We start from the raw sequence: 21,963 nt of genomic DNA on the forward strand, positions 1-21,963 counted from the left end.
CGGGCGTCAGCTGAGGTAGCCGCCGCCGTGGGGGAAGAATTCGGTTCCGGCGAGTTCGGTGCCGTCGTCGAGTCGGACGCGCTGGATCTTGAGGCCTTTGTTCCGGCCCGTGCGAGCGTCGGGTCCGGCGACGATGACCATTCCGTCGCCTTCGTGGATGAAGACACGCCCGGGCGTTCCACCGTAATTTCCTTCGGATACGGCGGCCTTCAGAACCCGGACACGCTGTCCCTTGTAATGGGTGAAGGCGTTCGGGTACGGGTCGGACTGCGCGCGGACGAGCCGTTCGATCGCGTCGGCGGGCCACGTCCAGTCGATGAGGCTGTCCTCGGGGGCACGCTTGTGGAAGAACGTGGCCTGCGAGCGGTCCTGTGGCGTCCAGTCCGTGCGACCGGACGTGATCAGCTCGAGTGCGTCGAGGGTGATCGGGCCGATCATGTCGACGGTGCGGTGGAACAGATCGGTGACGGTGTCCGACGGCCCGACGGGCGTCGACCTCTGCAAAACGATGTCGCCGGCGTCGAGTTCCTCGTCCATCAGGTGCGCGGTGAGGCCTACTTCTTCTTCACCGTTGATGAGCGCCCAGATGAGCGGGGAGAATCCTGTGTACTTGGGCAGGAGCGAGTCGTGAATGTTGAGGGTGCCGTAGCGGGGAGAGTCGAAGACGTCCCGTGGCAGCCAGGTGCGCCAGTTGTTGGCGACGACGATGTCGGGGTCGGCCTGCTTCAGCGCGGCCTTGAAGTTTTCGTCCGGCTTGGTGGCGATGTGCACGGGCACCCCGTGCTCGGTGGCCAGGTCGGCGACGGAGTCCGCCCACATCTGTTCGTAGACGTGGTCACTCTTGGGGTGGGTGATCGCGAGGACGACCTCATGGTCGGACTGGAGCAGGGCCTGCAGGGTACGGTGACCCCAGGTTTGATATCCGAGTGTGGCGACTCTCAACGCGGTCCTCCTGGACGAGCTTGTCGGTCAGCGCCGCATGCGAGCGGCAGCGAAGCCAGCTTAGGCTATCCAATCTAATTCGGTGAGACCGCCCATGGAAGGAAGGCAACATGACGATCGCCACGATCAACGGGATCCCCCTGAATTACCAGGTCAAGGGATCCGGCGATTTAGTGGTGCTCATCATGGGAACCGGAAGTCCGGGACGGGTGTGGGATCTGCATCAGACCCCTGCGCTCATCGACGCCGGCTACCGCGTCTGCACGTTCGACAACCGGGGCATCGCGCCGTCCGGTGAGAGCCTCGGCGGGATCACCATGGACGATCTCGTCGCCGACACCGCGGGACTGATCGAGCACCTCGGCGGCGGACCGGCGCGTGTCGTCGGCACCTCGATGGGTGCCCGTGTCGCGCAGGAACTGGCCCTGACCCGGCCCGACCTCGTGCACAAGGCGGCGTTCCTCGCCGGTCACGCCCGCATGGACTACTTCCAGCAGACCCTCACCGAGGGCGAGCGTGCCCTGCACGACAGTGGGGTCGAACTCCCGGCCAAGTACCGGGCCGCGGTGACTGCCGTGATGAATCTGTCGCCCGCCTCGCTCGTCGACCCGCACACGGCCCGCGACTGGCTCGACCTGTTCGAGTTCAGCGGTGGCCGGACGTCGGACGGCGTGCGCGCGCAGATGGAGATGGACCGCAGCTTCGATCGTAGGCAGGCCTACCGGGCGATCACGACGCCGTGCCTGTCCATCGGTTTCGCCGACGACAGGATGATTCCGCCGTATCTGTCGCGTGAGGTGGCCGAGGCCATCCCGTCGGCTCGGTACTACGAGATCCCCGACGTGGGGCACTACGGCTACCTCGAACAGCCTGAAGTGGTGAACAAGGTGCTGCTCGAGTTCCTCGCCAACTGACAGTTCCGAGCGGCTGGGGGGGCGATCACGGTGACGGCGAGATTCTGATGGCGTTGGGTATTCCGCGCCTCGGGGTGGGCATCGTCCGGTACGACATCGTGAACGGGGCGTTGTGGTGGGATGAAAAGGCCGCCGCCATCTTCGAGGACGACGGTTCCCGCCCACCGCTCGAATTGTGGCGGGAGCGGGTCCATTCCGAAGACATCGGTGCGGTGCGTCGCATGTTCGGTGACACCGCCGGATCCGTCGGCGCGGAGTGTGTGTTCCGTATCGTGCTGGCAGATCGGTCGACCCGGTACATCCTCACCCGCAGCATCGACGTCACCACCGATGCGTCCGGCGCCCCTGTGGAGCTGACGGGAGTGGTCATCGAACTCGGGCACGTGGCCGGCCGGGACGCGCAGCTCGCGTCGTTGCTCGATCGGGTGGCCCTGGGGTTCATGGCGCTCGACGGGGACCTTCGGATCATCTACGTCAACTCCGGCTGCCTGCGGCACGTGCGGCGGTCGCGGGACGAACTGCTCGGCCGTGTCGTCACCGAGGTTCTTCCGGAAACGCGCGGCAGCTACTTCGACGCACTGTGCCGCAAGGTTCTCGCCACCGGCCGGGAGCAGCAGACGCGGGTGGACTCGCTGTATTCGCCCGGGATGACGATCGAGGTGACCGCGGCAGCCGACTCCGGTGCACTGGTCGTGCATTTCCGGAACGTCACCGCGGAAGTCACCGCCCAGCAGCAGGCGGCGGAGGCACACGCCCTTCTTCTGCACGAGGCCACGCACGACAGTCTCACCGGACTGCTCAATCGCGCCGCCATCACCGAGCATCTGCAGCGCCTGTTCGAGCCCGGTGCGGGGCCTGCGGTCGCGTTGTTCCTCGACGTCGACGGGTTCAAGGACGTCAACGACACCCGGGGGCATCGCGTCGGTGATCGCATCCTGCAGGGGGTGTCCGAGCATTTGCGCCACGCGATGCGCGCTCCGTCCGCGGTCGGCAGGCTCGGCGGCGACGAGTTCGTCGCCATCCTGCCCGACATCGACGAACTCGACGTCGACGACGTGGTCACCCGGATGCTTGCGTCGATCACGACGCCGATCGACGTCGGCGACGAACTCCTCGTCGTGACGATCAGCGTGGGGATGGCGCGCAGCACGTCGGCTCTCACGGTCGACGAACTGCTCCATCATGCGGACACCGCCCTATACGCAGCCAAGCGTCGAGGTGGGAACACCGCGGTCTGGCACCAGTAGGTTGCTGGGCGGCTGCCCCTGGGTGTCGACGCCGCCGCTCGTGTGCCAACGCCGCGAACGAGCGGTATGTTTACACGGTCGAACTCGACGCCGGGACCGCTTCGGTGCGGTAAAAGCTGCCGGCGGTGCGAGGGACACGCGTTCGTGGTGATTGAACACGAATTACCGCTGTGATAACCCGCGCCTGTGAACTTGCCGGCAACCGGCTTGTTGCTAGTGGGTAGCCTAACCTAAACTCCTTCGGGTGCCCGTCGTTGGACGGGCGCTCTCGACGGACGATCGGATCACCCATGTCTCCGGACCACTCGGCGGCTGCTCGCCCACAGCGCACTTCGGCTGAGGGCACTTCTCACTCGGCTCGCGTCAGTTCGACGTCTGTCGCGTTGCCGGTGACGGCCGCGCAGTCCGAGGTGTGGGTCGGGCAGCAGTTGAACCCGGGCAGCCCGGTCTACAACCTCTCGCTCGTCGTCGAGGTCGCGGGCCGGATCGACCTGGACCGTACCTCCGCGGCGATCCGGAAGACCGTCGAACGAGCCGAAGCCTTGCACGTGCGTTTCGAGCGAGGCGCCGACACCGAACTGCTGCAGGTGCCGACGGCTCCGGGCCAGTGGACCCTCGATGTCGTAGACCTGCGTGGCGACGAGGATCCCGAAGCGAGTGCGCGCGCGTGGATGGATCGCGACATGGAGACCGTGGTCGACATCGACTGCGGCGAACCGTTGTTCCGGCACGCCCTGCTGCGCACCGGGGACGAGTCGGTGATCTGGTATCAGCGCTACCACCACAGCCTCATCGACGGATACGGCATCACCCTCCTCGTGGCCGATGTCGTCGATCGATACGAGCACCCGGAACTCGAGACGTCCACGGCGCCGTGGCCCCTCGACACTCTCGTGACGTCCGACCGCGACTACCGTGCGTCGGCGCGCTTCGAGTCCGACCGCGACTTCTGGATCCAGCAGGTGATCGACGCCCCGGAGCCGCCTCGGCTGCTCCCGCAGGTCGTCGACCACTCCGGGCCGCCGATCTCCGCCCTCGTCGAGATCGACGGGGACGACGCCGACGCGATCTACACCTTCGCCTCCGACGCCGGGATCAGGCGCACCCGGCTGCCGCTCGCCGCGGTCGTGGCGTACATCCACCGGTTCACCGGCCGCGGCGACCTCACCTTGTCGCTGCCGATGACGGCGCGGGTCGGACGCGAGCTGCGCCGCATCCCGGGTATGTGCTCGACGATCCTGCCGCTCCGGGTGCAGGTGGATCCCGAGATGACCGTGGGCGAACTCGCCACCCGCATCGACACGACGCTGATCTCGGTGCTGCGGCACGGGCGCTATCGCGGCGAGGACCTCGCCCGCGATCTGCGGTCGATCGATCCGGACCGTCAGATCTTCGGTCCCGGAATCAATTCCATGATGTTCGAGCACTCGCTGACGTTCGGCGGTTTCCCGGCGTGGGTGCGGGGTTCGGCCACCGGACCGGTCCGTGACCTCGATTTCTCCATCCGCGGTGGGCAGGATTCGGAGCCCATCCAGATCGACCTCCGGGCCCCGGCCGGTCTCGGCGCCGAGCTCGAGGAGCATCGCCGCCGGCTCGAGCACTTCGTCGGGCAGTTCGTCGCCGACCCGTCGCAGCCCATCGCGTCGCTCGATCCGATGACCGAGGCCGAGCGCAGGCTGTTGCTGGTGGAGTTCAACGACACGGCGTCCCCGCAGGAATCGGTGACTGTTCCCGACCTGTTCCATGCTCAGGTGTCGCGGACACCGGATGCCGAGGCCCTGATCGCCGGCGACATCCGGCTCACCTACCGGGAACTCGGGGAACGCGTGGCGCAGCTGTCCCACCACCTGCGCGCCCGCGGTGTCGAGGCGGAAACAGTGGTGGCGGTGGGTCTTCCGAGGTCGGCAGAGATGGTGATCGGGCTGCTCGCCGTCATGTGCTCGGGTGGGGCGTTCGTGCCCCTCGACCCGTCGTGGCCGGAGGACCGCCGGACCTCGGTCCTCGCGGACGCCGGGGCGGCGCTCGTTCTCACCGGACCCGGCGGAGTCACCGACGCGGGGGAGCGGGCCGTGCCGGTCGACCTCGCGGCGTGGGCGTACGCCGACCAGTCCACCGAGCCGCCCGCAGTGACCGTGCAGGGTTCGCGGCTGGCGTATGTCATCTTCACGTCGGGTTCGACGGGCAGGCCCAAGGGCGCCATGATCCGTCACGAGGCCGTCTGCGCGCGGCTGCTGTGGCAACGCGACCAGATCCTGGGCTTCGGACCCTCGGACGCGTCGCTGTTCAAGGCGCCACTGTCGTTCGACATCTCCGTGAACGAGATCCTGCTGCCCCTGGTGGCGGGTGGCCGGCTGGTGGTGGCCGAACCCGGTGGGGAACGGGACCCGCAGTATCTGCTGGACCTGATCGCCGGCGAGTCGGTGACGTTCGTCTATCTCGTGTCGTCGATGCTGGACGTGCTACTCGATTTGTCACGGGGTACGGATCGGCTGGCGGCGCTGAAGCATGTGTGGTGCGGCGGTGAGGTTCTCACTCCGCGCCTGTTCGAGAGGTTCCGATCGCAGCTCGCCATCACGCTGTACCACGGCTACGGCCCCGCGGAGGCGACGATCGGGGTGTCGCACGTGATCTATCGGGAGGACTCCGAGCGGATCGCGACGTCGATCGGCCGCCCGAACCCCAACACGCAGCTGTATGTGCTGGACGAACACCTGAACCCGGTGCCGCTCGGCACCGGCGGTGAGCTGTACGCCGGCGGATTCCTTCTCGGCCGCGGTTACGTGGACGCTCCAGGGCTCACGGCGTCCCGCTTCGTCGCCAACCCGTTCGCGAACGACGGCTCCCGGTTGTATCGAACAGGTGACCTCGCGCGGTGGGCGCCGGACGGGTCCCTCGACTTCCTCGGCCGCGCCGACAATCAGGTGAAGATCCGGGGCATGCGACTCGAACTCGAGGACGTCGAGGTGGGCATCGTGTCCCATCCCGACGTCCGGCACAGTGCCGTCGTCGTGTGGGAGACGCCCTCGGGGGCAAAGTTTCTCGCGGCCTACGTGGTGCCGAAGCAGGATACGGTACCGGACGTCGCCGAACTGCGGGTCTGGGCGTCGTCGAAGCTGCCGGAGTACATGGTGCCGTCGGCGTTCGTCGTCCTCGATCGGTTCCCGCTCACCCCCAACGGAAAATTGGACCGGCGTGCACTACCCGAGCCGGACCTCGGCGCGGCCGGCGAGAACGTCGCGCCCCGCACCGCCGCCGAGGAAACCCTGTGTGCGCTGATGGCGGGTGTTCTCGGGGTGGAGTCGGTGGGTGTCACCGACGACTTCTTCGCGTTGGGTGGCGACAGCATCGTCGCGATCCAGCTGGTCAACCACGCTCGGCGGGAAGGTCTTTCGATCAGCCCGCGGGAGATCTTCCAGCTCCGTACCGCCGAGGCGCTCGCCCGGGTCCAGGACGGCCGGACCGCGGCCTCCGTGGACTCCGACGACGTCGCAATCGGTGACGTCCGCAGCACCCCGATCGTCGCCCGCACCGCTGAGCGGGGCGGCGAGATCGCCGCGTTCCACCAGTCGGTGCTCGTGCAGACTCCCGCCGCCCTCGACGAGCACGCCGCGACGGCGGCGCTCGCCGCGGTTCTCGCGCGGCACGACGCCCTGCGCGCGACCCTCGTCCGTGGTAACGGAAGCGGCCTCCGCCGCGGGGGCGACCGCTGGATGCTGTCCGTGCCGGAACCGTCCCCGGCGGCGGTCGACGGAATCCTGTGGGTGGTCGAATTCGACGGCAGCGCGGACCAACTCGACATCGAGACACGGGCGGCCGTCGGAAGGCTCGACCCGGATGCGGGCACGATGGTGCAGGCCGTCCTCTTCGTCGCGTCCGACGGTCCCGGCCGGTTGCTGCTGATCGGACACCACCTGGTGGTCGACGGGGTGTCCTGGCGCATCATCCTCGAAGACCTCGCCCGCGCGGGATCAGCGGTGGCGGCGGGCGGCGTTCCCGAACTCGCTCCGGTCGGAACGTCGCTGCGCCGCTGGTCCGAGCTGCTCGACGAGCAGACGCGGTCGGGTGCCTTCGACCACGAACTGTCCTTCTGGGCGGACGCGGCGACCACGGAAGACCCGCTCCTCGGGTCGCGTGCGCTCGATCCCGCCCTCGACCTCGCCGGCGACGCCGAAACCCTCACGGTGACATTGCCTCCGGAGTTCACCCGGCCGCTGCTCTCCACCGTGCCCGCAGCGTTCCACGGCCACGTCAACGACGCGCTCCTCACCGGGGCCGCGGTGGCGCTGCAGAGGTGGCGAGACGGAGAGCCGGGCCCCGTGCTCCTCGATCTCGAGGGGCACGGACGCGAGGAAGACCTCGTGCGCCGCAGCGACGGACCCGCCCTCGACCTCTCCCGGACCGTCGGCTGGTTCACCACCGTCTACCCGGTGGTGCTCGACCCCGGCGCAGCGGCGGACGAGGTTGGAATCGCCGACGCGCTGAAGGCGGTGAAGGAGCAGTTGCGCCGCATCCCGGGTTCCGGGTTCGGCTACGGCGCGCTGCGCTACCTCGGTGTCCCGAAGCCGGAACTCGCGAACGCGCCGACCCCGCAGGTGCTGTTCAACTATCTCGGTCGGGTGACGTCCGCGGCGGGCGTCGACTGGCTGCCCCGAGCGATGGGCGGCGCGGACGATCCGCGGATGCCGCTCGGACACGCCTTGGCGTTCGACGTGATCGCCGAGGACGGCGCGGACGGCCCAGTCCTGCGCACGACATTGACGTGGGCGCCCGGTGTGCTCACCCGTGACGCCATCCTGGCGCTCGCCGACGAGTGGACCGCGGTGCTGCGGGTGCTGGCCGGAGTCGACCGTCTCGGCGGTCACACGCCGTCGGACTTCCCACTGGTGTCGCTGACACAGCCGGACGTGGACGCGCTGGCGGGGGCGGCCGACGTACTTCCGTTGACACCGCTGCAGGAGGGCATCTACTTCCAGTCGGCATTCGAGGACACGGGCACGGACCCGTACGTGGTGCAGCAGGTGATCGAACTGACCGGGCCCGTCGACGCGGCGGCGTTGCACCGTGGGCTGCAGGCGGTCGTCGACCGGCACGCTGCCCTCCGCGTCGGAGTGCGGGCGGTCTCGGACGGCAGGGTCGTGCAGGTGGTCGGCGAGAACGTCCAGGTGCCGATGGAGGTGCTCGATCTGACCGGCGTCGCGGATCCGGAGCAGCGCGTGGAACAGGTGCTGACGGCGGATCGGGCCCGGGGCTTCGACTTCGGTCGCGGCCCCCTGCTGCGCTACACGCTCGCGCGGGTGAAACACCAAAAGTTTCGTCTGCTGCAGTCGATTCACCACATCGTCGCCGACGGATGGTCGGTGCCGGTGATGCTGCGGGAATTGATGGCCCTCTACAGCGTCGAGGGGAAGCCGCTGGCGCTGCCGACGCCCACGCCGTACCGGAGCTACCTCGAATGGCTGGATGCGCGCGACCGTCGGGCGTCGCTCGCCGTGTGGCGGGAGGCGCTCGCCGATGCCTCCGAGCCGGTGGAACTTCCGAAGCCGTCGTCGAAGGGAGAGTCCGGGATACACAGTGTCCGGGCGACACTGCCGTCGGACGCCACCGTCGCGCTGTCCGCGGTCGGCCGGGCCCGCGGATTGACGCTCAGCACGCTCGTGCACGGCACGTGGGGTCTGGTCCTCGGTCGCCTCACCGGCCGGGAGGACGTGGTGTTCGGTTCGACGGTGTCGGGCCGCGGCGGCGACCTGCCCGGTATCGAGACCATGGTGGGCCTGTTCATCAACACCGTCCCCACCCGGCTGCGGTACCGGCCGACCGACACGGTGGCCGAGACCCTCGCCCGGTGGCAGCAGGAGCAGTCGACGCTGCTCGACCACCAGTACCTGGGCCTGCCCGAGCTGCGCCGGGAAGCGGGACTGCAGGACCTGTTCGAGACGCTCGTCGTGTTCGAGAACTATCCGCTCGGCGACGGCGCGGTGGCGGATCCCACCGGTGCGGTGCAGTTGACCGGCATCCGGTTCGACGAGCACCCGCCGTACCCGATGACGCTGATCGTCGTGCCCGGTGACGCGCTGACGCTCGAGCTGAAATACGACGCCGCCCGCATCGATGCGGCGACCGCGACCCGATTCGCGGAGTCGACGGTGGCGTATCTCGCGGAGCTGACGCGGGACGTCGACCAGAACGTGTCTTCCGTGGTGCTGGCGTCGCGTGAGCCGATCGACGCGGCACTGCGCGACGTCGAGGCGGAGTTCCCCGAGACGACGGTGACGGCGCTGCTCGAGGAGCAGGCCGCCCGGACACCCGACGCGGTGGCCGTCGTGTTCGAGGACGAACACCTCACCTACGCCGAACTGCACGCGCGCGCGAACCGCCTCGCCCGGCTGCTCGTCGACCGCGGGGTGACACCCGAGTCGAAGGTGGCGGTGGCACTGCCCCGTTCGCTGGAACTGATGGTCGCGCTCCTCGCGGTCGGGAAGGCGGGCGGCGCCTACGTTCCACTTGACACCGGTTACCCCGCCGACCGGCTGGCGTTCATGCTGGAGGACGCGGAACCGGTGTGCGTCCTCACCGACGGCACCGTGCCGTTCTCCGGGTCCGATGTTCCGCAGGTCCGGGTGTCGGACGCCGACCGGTACTCGCCCGAGCCGCTGACCGGTGTCGCGCTCGTGCCCCAGCACCCCGCCTACGTGATCTACACGTCGGGCTCGACGGGACGGCCCAAGGGGGTCGTCGTGCCGCACGCCGGCATCGTCAACCGTCTGTTGTGGGTTCAGCGGTTCCGTCCGATCACCGCTACGGACAACGTGTTCCAGAAGACGCCGTCCAGCTTCGACGTGTCGGTGCTGGAGTTCTTCGGACCGCTCCTCGCCGGGGCGACCCTCGTGCTGGCGCGGCCGGACGGCCACAAGGACCCGGCGTACCTCGCCGACGTCATCGTTCGGCAGTCGATCACGCGTGTGCATTTCGTGCCCTCGATGCTCGAGGTGTTCCTCGCCGAGCCCGCCGCAGCCCGGTGCACCGGGCTGCGGATCATCTCGTGCAGTGGTGAGGCGCTTCCCGTGGCATCCGCGCGGCGCGTCGCCGAACTCCTGCCGGGAGTGGAACTCGACAACCTCTACGGTCCGACCGAGGCGTCGGTGGACGTCAGTTACGCCGCGTCGGTGCAGGGAATCGCCGCGGCCGCGCCGTCCGTGCCGATCGGCCTGCCCACGTCCAACACCGGTCTCTACGTGCTCGATCGGTATCTGCAGCCGGTGCCCGCGGGTGCGGCCGGTGAGCTGTACCTGTCGGGGCCACAGCTGGCCCGCGGCTACCTGGGCAGGCCCGGGCTGAGCGCCGAGCGCTTCGTCGCCGACCCGTTCTCCCGCACCGGGTCCCGCATGTACCGCACCGGTGACGTCGCCCGGGTCAACGCCGACGGTGCGGTCGAATACCTCGGCCGGGTCGACGATCAGGTGAAGTTGCGCGGCTTCCGCATCGAACTGGGCGAGATCGAAGCCCAGATGGCCGCCTGCCCCGGAGTGCGGCAGGCTGCCGCCGTCGTGCGCTCGGACCGGCCCGGTCAGCAGCAGCTGGTCGGATACGTCGTCGGCGACGCCGACCCCGACGACGTCCGTGCGCAGTTGGCCACGGCGCTGCCGGAATTCATGGTGCCCGTCGCGTTCGTGATGCTGGACGAGTTTCCGCTCGGCCCCAGCGGCAAGCTGAACCGTAAAGCCCTCCCCGCACCGGACTTCTCCGCGCAGGCGACGTCCGCGCCGGTCGTGGACAGCGGACCGGCGGGGGTGCTGGCCGCCCACTACGCCGAGGTTCTCGGTCTCGGGACCGTCGGGGTGGACGACGACTTCTTCGCGCTCGGCGGCGACAGCATCCTCGCCATCCGCCTGGTGAATCTCGCTCGCCGGGAGGGAATCACCGTCACCCCGCGGCAGATCTTCGAACAGCGGACGCCGGCCGCGCTCGCGCGGCTGGTCGCGGCCACCGTCGTCGCGTCGGCCCCGCGCGTGGAGGAGTCGGGCACCGGTGTCCTGCCGCCGCTACCGGTGGTCCATCGGCTGTCCGAATGGAGTGGCGGAAAGAACCGCTTCAACCAGGCCGTTCTGCTCCACACACCGGCGGGAACCAGCACTACCGTCCTGACGGCCGCCCTGCACTCGGTGATCGGTCACCACGACGGCCTGCGGCAGAAGCTCACCCGGCACGCGCCGGGTGTGTGGTCGCTCGAGATCACCGAATCCGCAGACCTGGAACTGCGTCGTGTCGACGTCACCGGACTCGACGCCGCCGCGCTGCGCGAAACCGTGGCGACAGAATCCGACACCGCGACCGACCGGCTCGACCCCGACGACGGCACCATGCTGTCGGCGGTGTGGTTCGACGCCGGCCCGCAGGAGCTGGGCAGGCTGCTCCTCGTCGCACACCATCTGGTGATCGACGGGGTGTCGTGGCGGACGCTGATCGAGGACCTCGCCATGGCGTGGGTGGCGGCCGACAGCGGCCAGGACGCCGCGCTCGACCCGGTGCCCACGTCGCTGCGCGGATTCGCCCGCATCGTCACCGAGCAGGCGCAGGACCCCGCCCGGCTCGCCGAACTCGACCACTGGCTGCGCGTCACCGAACCCGGTGCCGACCTGGTGGCCGACACCGACGGGCACGCGGTCGTGAGCAGCGGCGCACGGCGGACGGTCCTCCTGGACCCGCAACTCACGACGGCGCTGCTGACCACCGTTCCCGCCGTGGTCGGCGCCGACGTCACCGATGTGCTGCTCGCGGCGCTACGACTGTCGGCGGACCGGTGGTTCGCCGGCCGTGGACGCGAGAACGACCTGCTGGTGGACCTCGAGCGGCACGGCCGCGAAGAACTCGCCGAGGGTGTGGATCTCTCCCGGACCGTCGGCTGGATCACCAACGTCACCCCCGTCCGGCTGCGCAGCCGGACGGGCGCACTCGAGACGCTCCAGGACGTCAAGGAACAGCTGCGCGGCGCCCCCGACGGCGGCATCGGCTACGGCATGCTGCGGTACGTCAATGCCCGCACCGCAAGCCTGTTGGCGGCACGGGCGGAATCGCAGGTGCTGTTCAACTACCTGGGCCGCATGCCGCACGCGGTGCCCGGACCCTGGACGCCCGCGGTCGAATCCGACTCGCTGGCAACCGATCCCGATGCCGATCTCGGTGGCCCTTACCGGCTGGTGATCAACGCCCTGTGCGAGGAGTCCGAGCGGGGCACCGAACTGCAGGCCGTCTTCGCCTGGTCGGACGCAGACCTGAGCGAGGCCGACGTCGTCGCGTTGAGCGACGGCTGGGTGTCGGCACTTCGTGAACTGGCCGACGCCGCAGGAGAACACGACGGACCGGCGATGCTCACACCGTCCGACCTTCCCCTCGTGGAGCTGACGCAGGAGGAGATCGCCCGGATCGTCGAGGCGAGCCCGAGTGGGGTCGACACGGTGCTGCCGCTGTCGCCGCTGCAGGAGGGCCTCTACTTCCAGGCCGGGTTCGACTCCGGCGCCGACATCTACACGGCACAGTTCTCACTCGACTTCGCGCACCGCCTCGACACCGACAGGCTCGCCGCCGCGCTGCGCACCCTGCAGCGACGCAACCCCACGCTGCGAGCGGGATTCGTCAGCGCAGGGCTGCCCGCGCCGGTGCAGTTCTTCGCCGCCGGCCTGGACGTGCCCATCGCCGAGTTCGACCTCCGGGAACTCGACGAGCCTGAACGTGCGTCCTACGCCGAACAGCTGACCGCACAGGACCGGCTGACACCGTTCGACCTCACCTCCCCGCCGCTGTGGCGGGCAATGGTGCTGCGGCTCGGCGACTCCCACGACCGACTGGTGATCAACCGGCAGTTCCTGCTGTGGGACGGATGGTCCAACGGCCTCGTCGTCAGCCAGCTGCTCGCCCTCTACGAATCGGGCGGCGACGACTCCGGGTTCGCCGCCCCGGAAGGATCTTTCGAGGACTACCTGCAGTGGCTGGCTACCCGGGACTCCGGTGCCGCGCAGTCGGCGTGGACCGACGCGCTCGGCGGGCTCGACGAACCGACGCTGCTGGCCGCGACCGTCGTGGGGGAGCCGCAGCCACCCCAGCGCCGGGACGCGGTGCTGTCCGAGGAACTGAGCGAACGGCTCCGTGCCGGTGCCCGCGGTGCCGGTGTCACGTTCAACGCGGTGCTCAATGCCGCGCTGGCCGTCGTGCTCGGAATCGAGACCGGACGCCGGGACCTGGTGTTCGGCACCACCGTGGCCGGGCGCCCACCGGAGGTCCCGGGCATCGACGCGGTGGCGGGAATGTTCCTCAACACCGTCCCCGTCCGGACGACGCTGCGCGCCGGCGAGACCGTCGCCGACCTGCTCCGGCGAATCCAGTCGGAGAGGTTGGCGCTGACCCCGTACGACTACCTCGGGCTCGCCTCCATCCAGCGGGTCTCCGAGCACCGGCAGCTGTTCGACGTGCTGTACGTGCTGCAGAACTTCGTGGACGAGAAGCAGGTGGCGGCGCTCGATGCGGCGCACGACATCAGCGGCGGCGACAGCATCGATCACACGCACTACCCGGTCACGGTCGTCGTGACGCCGGGCGCGAGCGTGAAGGTGAAGTTCGAGTTCCACCCCGAGAAGATCTCGGAGTCGCGGGTCGAACGTATGCTGTCGCGGTACCTGACCGTGCTCGAGGAGTGGTCCACCGACCTGTCGGGTGTGGTCGGCGGAATCGCCGGTGCCGCAACGCCCGCGCCGTTCGAACGGAAGGCTCTGCCCGACAGAACCATCGCCGATCTGTTCGCCGACGCGGCCCGACTCCGACCGGACGAGACGGCCCTGGTGTTCGGGGACCGCACCGTGAGTTACGCCGAACTCGACGCCGACGTGAACCGGATGGCCCGGCTCCTGCTGGGCCGCGGCGCGGGCCCGGAGCGGATCGTCGCACTCGCGCTGCCGCGGGCGGTGGAGATGGTGGTCGCGCTGTTCGCCGTGCTGCGCACCGGATCCGCGTATCTGCCGCTCGAACTGGACCACCCCGCCGAGCGCCTCGTCGCGATGCTCGACGACGCGCGTCCGACGGTCCTGGTCACCACGTCGGACGTCGCGGGAACCCTCGCCGCTGCGACGGTCGACACGCTGACCGTCGACACTCTGGACGTCGGCGCGGTCGCGTCCGGACCGCTGTCGGAGGCCGAACTCGGCGGATTCGCGCCCGGAACCCCCGGGCGCCTGGACCATCCGGCGTATGTCATCTACACGTCCGGGTCCACGGGCAAGCCGAAGGGCGTCGTCACCCCGTACCGCGGCCTGACCAACATGCAGTTCAACCATCGTGAGGCGATCTTCGAACCCGTCGTGGCCGCTGCGGGCGGCCGGCGACTGCGCATCGCGCACAGCGTGTCGTTCGCGTTCGACATGTCGTGGGAGGAACTGCTGTGGCTGGTCGAAGGTCACGAGGTCCACATCTGCGACGAGAATCTGCGGCGTGACGCCGAGGCGCTCGTGGCCTATTGCGACGCCCACGCGATCGACGTCGTCAACGTGACGCCGACGTACGCCCAGCACCTCGTCGAGGAGGGTCTGCTCGACGACGGTCCGGGGCGGCACCGGCCGCCGCTGGTGCTCCTCGGCGGCGAGGCAGTACCGGATTCGGTGTGGAACCGGTTGCGCGACACGGACGGAACGGTCGGGTACAACCTGTACGGTCCCACCGAGTACACGATCAACACCCTCGGCGCCGGCACCGCGGACAGCGCGACACCCACCGTCGGCACCCCGATCTGGAATACGTCCGCCTACGTGCTGGACGCCTGGTTGCGTCCGGTCCCGGACGGCGTTCCCGGTGAGTTGTACATCTCCGGGGTCGGGTTGGCGCGCGGCTACCTCGACCGGTTCGCACTGACGGCGGAGCGGTTCGTCGCCGACCCGTTCCGGGAATCCGTACGTATGTATCGGACGGGTGATCTCGTCCGGAGACGTGAGGACGGGAATCTCGACTTTCTCGGCCGGACCGACGATCAGGTGAAGATCCGCGGTCACCGGGTGGAACTCGGCGAAATCGCGTCCGCGCTCGAAGCGCTGGACGGCGTGCGCCAGGCGGCTGTCGTGGTCGACTCCGGTGCGGGTGGATTCAAGCGACTGGTCGGCTACGCCGTCCCCGTGAGTACTTATCAACCGCGGGACGTTGACAAGTACTCACAGGCGCTGCGCGCAACGTTGCCGGACTACATGGTGCCCGCCGCGGTCATCAAGGTCGACAGCCTGCCGATGACGGTCAACGGCAAGCTCGACGTCAAGGCGCTGCCGTCGGCGGACGACGTGCTCGGCCGCAGCGGCGGCGCGCGCACGGAACCGCGCACCGACACCGAACGGGTGCTGTCCGCCTTGTTCGGTGAGGTCCTCGGCGTCCCCGCCCCCGGGGTCGACGACGACTTCTTCGACCTCGGCGGTCACTCGTTGCTGGCCACCAGGCTGATCAGCCGGGCACGGGCCGCACTCGACACCGACCTCACCATGCGCGACCTGTTCGAGGCACCGACCGTGGCGGAACTCGCCGCCCGGATCGGCGACGACACCGGATCGACGCGTCCGGTACTGGTGGCTCGGCCGCGTCCCGAGCACCTGCCGCTCTCCGCTGCGCAGCAACGACTGTGGCTGCTCCAGCAGATGGAGGGCGCGTCGGTTCGGGATGGGGCGGGCCCCGCCGTCGCGTACAACTTCCCGATCGTCCTGCGACTGCAGGGTGCACTGGACCCCGGGTTGTTCGAGCAGGCGCTGACCGACGTCGTGTCGCGGCACGAATCGCTGCGAACGGTGTTCGGGGAGCACGACGGTGAACCGGTGCAGGTGATCCTGGACGACGCCCGCCCCGACGTCGCGGTGGTGGACGGCACCGAGGCCGATCTGGTCCGGCTGATCACCGAGACCGTCGGCCGCCCGTTCGACCTGGCCACGGAGATCCCGTTGCGCGCGAGCCTCATCCGGGTCGCGGACGAACACGTGCTGGCCATCGTGCTGCACCACATCGCCACCGACGAATGGTCGGACCGCCCGTTCCTGCGGGACCTGATGACGGCGTACGCCGCTCGCGCGCAGGGTTCGGCGCCGGCGTGGGAGCCGCTCGGCGTGCAGTACGCCGACTACACGCTGTGGCAGCGCGACGTTCTGGGTGATCCGCAGGACCCGTCCAGCCTCGTCAGCCGTCAACTCGACTACTGGGCGACGACTCTCGACGGTGCGCCGGAGGAGTTGGTGCTCCCCACCGACCGCACCCGGCCCGCGCGGCCCAGCTTCGCCGGTGGCGCGATCGAGACGACGCTCGACGCCGCGACGACACGGGCCCTGCGTGCGCTCGCGCGGACGTCGGGAACCAGCATGTTCATGGTGCTGCACGCGGCGTCGGCGGCGTTGCTGCACCGTCTCGGTGCGGGCGACGACCTGCCGATCGGCGCGCCGGTCGCCGGTCGCAGCGAACAGGGTCTCGACGACCTGATCGGATTCTTCGTCAACACCGTGGTGCTGCGGACGGACGTGTCCGGCAACCCCACGTTCGACGAGCTGCTGGCACGGGTCCGCGACACCGACCTGGCGGCGTTCTCGCATGCGGACGTCCCTTTCGAAACCGTCGTGGAGAAGGTGAATCCGGCGCGGACCCTGGCCCGGAACCCGCTGTTCCAGGTGATGGTCGGCTACCACAGCCGGACGTCCGATTCGGCGCTCGCACCCGGACTGGCCCTCGCCCCGGTGGCGTTCGAGGAACGCACCGCCAAGTTCGACCTGGTGTTCAACTTCACCGAGTACCTCGACGACGACCGGGTCGAGCTGCGTCTCGAATACGGCTCCGACCTGTTCGACCGGGCCACCGCGGAGAAGATCGCGCGCAGGCAGGTCGTGGTGCTGGACGCCCTCGCGTCGGACTCGGGTCGCACGGTCGGCGACCTCGACGTGTTCCTCGGCGACGAACGCGAACTCGTGGTGCGCGGGTTCAACGACACCGCACAGCCGGTGGCGGAGGAGACGTTCTACGAGGCATTCGCCCGCCACGTGGCCGCGACCCCCGACGCCGTGGCAGTCGTCGACGACGACGGTGAGGTGACCTACGCGGACCTGAGTGTTCGCGCCGACCGAATCGCCGCACTGCTGCATCGTCGCGGCGTTTCCGTCGAAGACGTTGTGGGACTCGCGGTCCCGAGGTCGGCGCAGATGGTCTCGGTCGTGCTCGGGGTGCTGAAACTCGGGGCCGCGTACCTTCCGCTCGACCTGAACCACCCGTCCGACCGCATCTCCTACATGCTCGCCGACTCCGCCGCGCGGGTGCTGGTGACCACGGTGGGGGAGAGCCCGCGCATCGCGGACGTCGGCAGCCTCGCTCGCGTTCTCCTCGACGACGCGTCCGTCGTCGCGGAACTCGGGACCGGCCCCGCCCCGCAGGTGCCACGGCCCCCGCAGGGCCTGGACCACGCCGCGTACGTCATCTACACGTCGGGCTCCACCGGTAAACCCAAGGGCGCGATCCTCACTCACGACGGGATCCCCAGCCTCGTCGCGACCGCCGAACAGCGGATGAAGCTCGTCCCCGGTTCGGTGGTGATGCAGTTCGCGTCGATCGGATTCGACGTCGCGGTCTTCGAGTTGTCGATGGCACTGTGCACGGGATCCCGCCTGGTGATCGTGCCCGACGAGTCCCGTGTCGCCGGACCGGAACTCACCGACTTCATGGCCACACACGCCGTGACGCACGCGATCATTCCGCCGTCACTGCTGGCGGCGTTGCCGTCGGGGTGTGACGTCCCCGAGGGCTGCACCGTGCTGGTGGGCACCGAGACCGTGCCGCCGGAACTGATCGGACGCTGGGCGGAACGGCTCAACCTGCTGGCCGCGTACGGTCTCACCGAGGCCACCGTCAACAACACGCTGTGGCAGGCGCAACCCGGATGGAACTCGGCCGTGCCGATCGGCATCCCCGATCCCAACGAGCAGGCGTACGTCCTCGACGACCGCCTGCAGCCGGTACCGCCGGGAGTGGCGGGCGAGTTGTACATCGCCGGACGCGGACTGGCCCGCGGCTACCTCGGCCGGCCCGACCTCACGTCGGTACGGTTCCTGCCCAGCCCCTTCGGCGACGCGGGCACCCGGATGTACCGGACCGGTGACCGGGCGCGCTGGCGGGCCGACGGCAACATCGACTTCCTCGGACGCGTCGACGACCAGGTGAAGATCCGCGGATTCCGCATCGAACTCGGCGAGATCATCGCGGCCCTCGGAAGCCATCCGGTGGTGAAGCAGTCGGCGGTCGTCGCGGACCGGTCCGGCGACATCGTCCGGCTCGTGGGCTATGTGACACCGGCCGACGGTCACGGAGCCGGGCAGATCGATCCGCAGGCGGTGCGGGAACACGCCGCCGCGCGGTTGCCCGACTACATGGTGCCGACTCTCGTGGTCGTGCTGGACGGCGATCTCCCGTTGACACCCAACGGCAAACTCGACCGCAAGGCGCTTCCGCTGCCGGACTGGTCGGCCCTGACCGGGGACGGCGCCCCGCAGACGTCGGAGCAGAAGGAGATCGCCGCAGTGTTCGCCGACATCCTGCATCTGCCGTCGGTGGGCATCCACGACAACTTCTTCGACCTCGGTGGCAACTCCATGGCGTCGATGCGGGTGGTGGGACGGATCCGCGGGCGGTTCGCCGTCGACATCGGTATCCGGGACGTGTTCGACAATTCCACGGTGGCCGAACTCGCCGCACTCGTCGCGGGGGCCTCGTCCACCGGCAGGCCGGTGCTGACGGCAGCGGACCCGAGACCGGAGGCGCTGCCGTTGTCCGGGCCGCAACGCCGGTTCTGGAAGCAGTTCCGGGCGGCCGGCGCCGAGGCGCGGGCCAGTCACGCACTGTCGCTGCAGCTTCGCGATACCGTCGATGTCGAGATCCTGGCGCAGGCTCTCGACGACGTCACGTCCCGGCACGAACCGCTGCGGACCGTGTACGTAGAGGCCGGGGACACCGTCGTCGCGCAGGAAGCGGTGCGGCCCGCCCTCGAACTCGTCGACGTCGGGGACGGAGACGTTCACCGCACCGTCTTCGAATTGGCGCAGGAACCCCTCGATCTCACCGAGCACGCACCGCTCCGGGTGCATCTCGTGACCGGCGCCGACGGCACCCAGGTGTTGCTCCTCGCGATGCACTACATCGCCGTCGACGAGTGGTCCGTGGTGCCGTTGCTCGGTGATCTGATGGGCGCATACGCAGCGCGCTCGCACGGCGAGGAACCCGGGTGGGAACCGCTGCCCGTCGGATACGCCGACTACGTCGTGTGGTCGCAGGCACTCGTCGGCGATCCCGAGGACCCGGGCAGCCGTCGGTCGCGTCAGCTCGACTACTGGCGGGAGACGCTGGACGGCATGCCGTCCCGGCTCGACCTGCCCGCCCCGGCCGGGCGCGGACCGCGGACGGCGGAGATCGTGCCGGTCGAGATCGACGCGGAACTCCACAGCGCGGCCCGGAGGTTCGCGAGCGACACGGGCACCAGCCTGTTCATGGTGTTGCAGGCCGCACTCGCCACCGTGCTGACACGGCACGGCGCGGGCACGGACATTCCGCTGGGGTCACTCGTCGCGGGACGCACGGAGGAGGCGCTGGACGCGCTGGTCGGCTGCTTCTTCAATATCGTTCTGTTGCGAACGGATACGAGCGGTGATCCCGATCCCGTGGAGTTGCTGCGGCGTGTCCGTACCGCGAATCTCGACGCGCTGGACAACCAGGATGTGGCGTTCGCCGACGTCGTGGAGGCGGTCGGCGAGACGCCGGTGCTGCGTCCGCAGGTCATGCTCGTTCATCACGAGCAGGCCAGGCTCGGTCGTCTCGACGCGCTGGGTGGGTTGATGCCGGTGCCGGTGGGTGTTCCGGATTCGGACCTGACGCTGAGTTTCTACGAGCCGATCGGCGACGGACCCGTCCACGCGTATTTCTCGTTCTCCTCGGATGTGCTGGACGCCGAGACGGTTCGTGGCTGGGCGTCGGAGTTGTCGTCGCTGGTCACCGTGTGGGCGGAAGGATCCCGATGATCAAGAGTGATCCAGATCGCAGTTCCGGGGCGGAGTTCGCCGCCGCGAGGGCCGGAAGTACTTGGTACTGTGCTGGAAATAAGGATAGGCTTCACTATCTTTTCGAAGGCGGACGGCGGCTGGGTCGGGTGCGGCGCGGCGTCGAGGACGGACAACGAGCTATGAGTGAATCGCCGGAAACGGTCGGTACAGATCTCCCGGTGCGAGATGTCGTGGGTGTCGGATTCGGTCCCGCTAACCTCGCCCTGGCCATTGCCATCGAGGAGCACAATGCGGAGTGCCCCCCGCGCGAGCGGATCAGCGCGCAGTTCTTCGAGAAGCAGGATCGGTTCGGGTGGCATCCTGGGATGCTTCTCGACGGCGCGACGATGCAGATCGCGTTTCCGAAGGACCTGGTGACGTTCCGGAATCCGCGTAGCGCATTCACCTTCTTCAATTACCTTTTCGATCAGGGTCGCCTCGTCGACTTCGTCAATCACCAGACCTTCTTCCCGACTCGTCACGAGTTTCACGACTACTTGCAGTGGGCGGCACGCCGAGTGGACGCCGACGTGCGATACGGCACCGCGGTGGAGGCCGTGCGCGGAATCCGCGGCGACGACGGGGTGATCGACCGTTTCGAGGTCCGCGCCGCCGACGGCAGCACGGTGATCGCGCGCAACGTCGTGATGGGCGCCGGTCTGCGGGAACGAATCCCCGAGTGGGCCAACCCCTCTGCGCGGTGCTTCCACAACCACCAGTTCCTGTTCCGGCTCGGTGAGATGCCGGCCCCGGTCCACCATCGGTTCGTCGTCCTCGGAGCGGGTCAGAGTGCCGCCGAGATTGTGCAGTACCTGCACGGAAACTACCCCGAAGCCGAAGTCCACAGCGTCTTCTCGCGGTACGGGTACAGCCCGGCCGACGACAGTCCGTACGCCAACCGCATCTTCGATCCGGAGGCGGTGGACGATCTGCACGGTGCCCCGGAGGCGGAGCGTCTGCGATTGCTGGATGTCCATAGGAGTACTAACTATTCGGTGGTCGACATCGAGCTCATCAACGAGCTCTACGCGACCGAATACCAGGAACGCGTTCGTGGGCGTCGTCGCCTGTTCATGCGTCGCGCGTCGGAGATCATTGCCGTCGACGAGACTTCGGACGGAATCGAGGTGGCTGTCCGCAGCGGTGTGGACGGCCTCACCGACACTCTCGCTTGCGACGCACTGATTCTGGCCACCGGTTTCACCCCCGCCCCCCTCGAGCCTCTACTCGGCGATCTCGCGCCGAAAACCCACCCGCCGCGCGAAGTGGGCCGAGATTACAGATTGGCGGTTTCACCGGACGTCACAGCGGGAATCTATCTGCAGGGCGGCACGGAGAAAACGCACGGAATCACGTCGTCGCTCCTGTCGAACGTTGCCGTGCGGGCGGGAGAGATCGTTACATCTGTCGTAACAAGGCGTGGCCGCAACGGCACGCTTGCTAGTGTGAACGCACAGGACACGTATGCGACAAGCGAGGCGAGATGAGCACCAATCCATTCGATGACGAAGAAGGCCGCTTCTACGTGCTGGTGAACGATGAGGACCAGCACTCACTGTGGCCCACGTTCTCTGAGGTGCCGGCAGGCTGGCGCGTAGTTTTCGGCGAGGAAAGCCGGGCCGCGTGCCTCGAGTACGTGGAGAAGAACTGGACCGACATGCGGCCGAAGAGCCTGCGTGAGGCCATGGAGGCCGACGAGAAGTCGGGCGGACGGCACAGCGTCGACAAGAGCTGACCTCCCCGGCGCCGCGTTTCGGCGACGATGTGCCGGGACGACCGTCCGGTGAG

The 21,963-nt window shown here is 68.7% G+C and carries 6 protein-coding genes; 5 read left to right on the plus strand and 1 reads right to left on the minus strand.

Going from position 1 to position 21,963, the window contains the following annotated elements; genetic code table 11:
* Nucleotides 1-6: 6 nt before the first annotated feature.
* Nucleotides 7-942, minus strand: coding sequence for a methionyl-tRNA formyltransferase (locus QM806_RS22190; protein WP_210461304.1), 936 nt, complete (start codon nucleotides 940-942; stop codon nucleotides 7-9).
* 110 nt (nucleotides 943-1,052) lie between these two features.
* Here QM806_RS22190 and QM806_RS22195 point away from each other — a divergent pair, with 110 nt between their 5' ends.
* The 5 genes from QM806_RS22195 (at nucleotide 1,053) to QM806_RS22215 (ending at nucleotide 21,910) form a co-directional block, all read left to right on the plus strand.
* Nucleotides 1,053-1,856 (plus strand): alpha/beta fold hydrolase, encoded by an 804-nt coding sequence (locus tag QM806_RS22195; protein WP_005244521.1) that lies wholly within the window; start codon nucleotides 1,053-1,055, stop codon nucleotides 1,854-1,856.
* A 47-nt stretch (nucleotides 1,857-1,903) separates the two neighbouring features.
* Nucleotides 1,904-3,103, plus strand: a complete 1,200-nt coding sequence (locus tag QM806_RS22200; protein WP_054245870.1) for a sensor domain-containing diguanylate cyclase — start codon at nucleotides 1,904-1,906, stop codon at nucleotides 3,101-3,103.
* 290 nt (nucleotides 3,104-3,393) lie between these two features.
* The gene (locus QM806_RS22205) at nucleotides 3,394-20,154 is read left to right on the plus strand and encodes a non-ribosomal peptide synthetase (RefSeq protein ID WP_283292857.1); all 16,761 of its coding nucleotides are present in this window, start codon (nucleotides 3,394-3,396) and stop codon (nucleotides 20,152-20,154) included.
* Nucleotides 20,155-20,315: 161 nt separating this feature from the next.
* The gene (locus QM806_RS22210; protein WP_283292860.1) at nucleotides 20,316-21,662 is read left to right on the plus strand and encodes a lysine N(6)-hydroxylase/L-ornithine N(5)-oxygenase family protein; all 1,347 of its coding nucleotides are present in this window, start codon (nucleotides 20,316-20,318) and stop codon (nucleotides 21,660-21,662) included.
* Entirely contained in the window at nucleotides 21,659-21,910 is a 252-nt protein-coding gene (locus QM806_RS22215; RefSeq protein ID WP_005244517.1) for an MbtH family protein, read from the plus strand. Before QM806_RS22210 ends, QM806_RS22215 begins: the two co-directional genes overlap by 4 nt.
* Nucleotides 21,911-21,963 lie beyond the last annotated feature (53 nt).

Origin of the sequence: Rhodococcus sp. IEGM 1351 (assembly GCF_030056875.1) — a bacterium.
Classification (GTDB): domain Bacteria; phylum Actinomycetota; class Actinomycetes; order Mycobacteriales; family Mycobacteriaceae; genus Rhodococcus_F; species Rhodococcus_F opacus.